2 rRNA genes (1 of these 2 running past the window's edge) are annotated in these 2,712 nt (G+C 55.9%); both read right to left on the bottom strand.

Features of this window, described 5'->3' with window-relative positions:
- Nucleotides 1-50: 50 nt before the first annotated feature.
- A 5S ribosomal RNA gene (gene rrf, locus AB0383_RS49970) occupies nucleotides 51-167 on the bottom strand.
- A gap of 56 nt (nucleotides 168-223) precedes the next feature.
- Nucleotides 224-2,712, bottom strand: a 23S ribosomal RNA gene (locus AB0383_RS49965); it runs 626 nt beyond the window's last position.

Below are 2,712 nucleotides of genomic sequence, written 5' to 3'. Positions count from 1 at the left end.
AGGCCCCGGGAGAACCGTGAAGATTCTCGACCGGGGCCTACTCTAAGTAAGTTCGGCGGCGTCCTACTCTCCCACAACCCTTCGGTTGCAGTACCATCGGCGCTACCAGGCTTAGCTTCCGGGTTCGGAATGGGACCGGGCGTTTCCCTGGCGCTATAACCACCGAAACACTATGAAACACGCGTGGTGTTTCAGAACCGTAGAGTGGATGCGTAACATCTTTGTAGGCAAGTCCTCGGCCTATTAGTACCAGTCAACTCAACAACACATTACTGTGCTTCCATTTCTGGCCTATCAACCCAATCGTCTCTTGGGGGCCTTAACCCACACGGGGTGGGATACCTCATCTTGGAACAGGCTTCCCGCTTAGATGCCTTCAGCGGTTATCCCTTCCGAACGTGGCCAACCAGCCATGCCCCTGGCGGGACAACTGGCACACCAGAGGTTCGTCCGTCCCGGTCCTCTCGTACTAGGGACAGCCTTCCTCAAGTATCCTACGCGCGCGGCGGATAGGGACCGAACTGTCTCACGACGTTCTAAACCCAGCTCGCGTGCCGCTTTAATGGGCGAACAGCCCAACCCTTGGGACCTACTCCGGCCCCAGGATGCGACGAGCCGACATCGAGGTGCCAAACCATGCCGTCGATATGGACTCTTGGGCAAGATCAGCCTGTTATCCCCGGGGTACCTTTTATCCGTTGAGCGACACCCCTTCCACCAGGTGGTGCCGGATCACTAGTCCCGACTTTCGTCCCTGCTCGACATGTCTGTCTCACAGTCAAGCTCCCTTGTGCACTTGCACTCAACACCTGATTGCCAACCAGGCTGAGGGAACCTTTGGGCGCCTCCGTTACTCTTTAGGAGGCAACCGCCCCAGTTAAACTACCCATCAGGCACTGTCCCTGAACCAGATCATGGCCCGAGGTTCAGATTCCCAATTCGACCAGAGTGGTATTTCAACATTGACTCCACGATAACTAGCGTCACCGCTTCACAGTCTCCCACCTATCCTACACAAGCCGAACCGAAAACCAATACCAAACTATAGTAAAGGTCCCGGGGTCTTTCCGTCCTGCCGCGCGTAACGAGCATCTTTACTCGTAGTGCAATTTCGCCGGGCCTGTGGTTGAGACAGCCGGAAAGTCGTTACGCCATTCGTGCAGGTCGGAACTTACCCGACAAGGAATTTCGCTACCTTAGGATGGTTATAGTTACCACCGCCGTTTACTGGCGCTTAAATTCTCAGCTTCACCCCCGAAGGGATTAACCGGTCCTCTTAACGTTCCAGCACCGGGCAGGCGTCAGTCCATATACATCGTCTTGCGACTTCGCATGGACCTGTGTTTTTAGTAAACAGTCGCTTTCCGCTGGTCTCTGCGGCCACCACTCCCTAGCCTGCAAAAGGCTTCAAGAGCACTGGCCCCCCTTCTCCCGAAGTTACGGGGGCATTTTGCCGAGTTCCTTAACCACAGTTCACCCGATCGCCTTGGTATTCTCTACCTGACCACCTGTGTTGGTTTGGGGTACGGGCCGTGCATGCACTCACTAGAGGCTTTTCTCGGCAGCATAGGATCACCCTCTTCGCCTCAAACGGCTACGCATCACGTCTCAGCCACATGGAACACGGATTTGCCTATGTTCCGGCCTACACGCTTACACCAGGACAACCATCGCCTGGCGGAGCTACCTTCCTGCGTCACCCCATCGCTTGACTACTACAGAATCAGATCCCACGCTCCACAACACAGCTCCATCCGAAGACTTCACCATGCGCTTTGGGTGGTTAGTATCAACTGCCTCATCATGGGCGCACATGCTCGGGTACGGGAATATCAACCCGTTGTCCATCGACTACGCCTGTCGGCCTCGCCTTAGGTCCCGACTTACCCTGGGCGGATTAGCCTGGCCCAGGAACCCTTGGTCATCCGGCGGCAGAGTTTCTCACTCTGCATTCGCTACTCATGCCTGCATTCTCACTCCCACACCCTCCACGACTCGTTTACACGGCCGCTTCCCTGGATGCAGGACGCTCCCCTACCCATCAACACGACTAGATGCCCGTCCGAAAACGAACACCGATCTATTGTGTCAATGACACAGCTTCGGCGGTGTGCTTAAGCCCCGCTACATTGTCGGCGCAGGACCACTTGACCAGTGAGCTATTACGCACTCTTTCAAGGGTGGCTGCTTCTAAGCCAACCTCCTGGTTGTCTGGGCAATCCCACATCCTTTCCCACTGAGCACACACTTAGGGGCCTTAGCTGGTGTTCTGGGCTGTTTCCCTCTCGACGACGAAGCTTATCCCCCGCCGTCTCACTGCCGCGCTCTCACTTATTGGTATTCGGAGTTTGGTTGATTTCGGTAACCCGGTAAGGCCCCTAGACCATCCAGTAGCTCTACCCCCAACAAGAAACACGCGACGCTGCACCTAAATGCATTTCGGGGAGAACCAGCTATCACGGAGTTTGATTGGCCTTTCACCCCTACCCACAGCTCATCCCCCAGGTTTTCAACCCTGGTGGGTTCGGGCCTCCACGACGTCTTACCGACGCTTCACCCTGGCCATGGGTAGATCACTCCGCTTCGGGTCTAGACCACGCGACTATGACGCCCTATTCAGACTCGCTTTCGCTACGGCTACCCCACACGGGTTAACCTCGCCACGCAGCACTAACTCGCAGGCTCATTCTTCAAAAGGCACGCCATCACCCA

The sequence above is a fragment of the Amycolatopsis sp. NPDC051373 genome, from assembly GCF_040689465.1.
GTDB lineage: Bacteria > Actinomycetota > Actinomycetes > Mycobacteriales > Pseudonocardiaceae > Amycolatopsis.
Note: the sequence above shows the minus strand (reverse complement) of the source record. Positions and strands in the feature narration are given on the sequence as shown.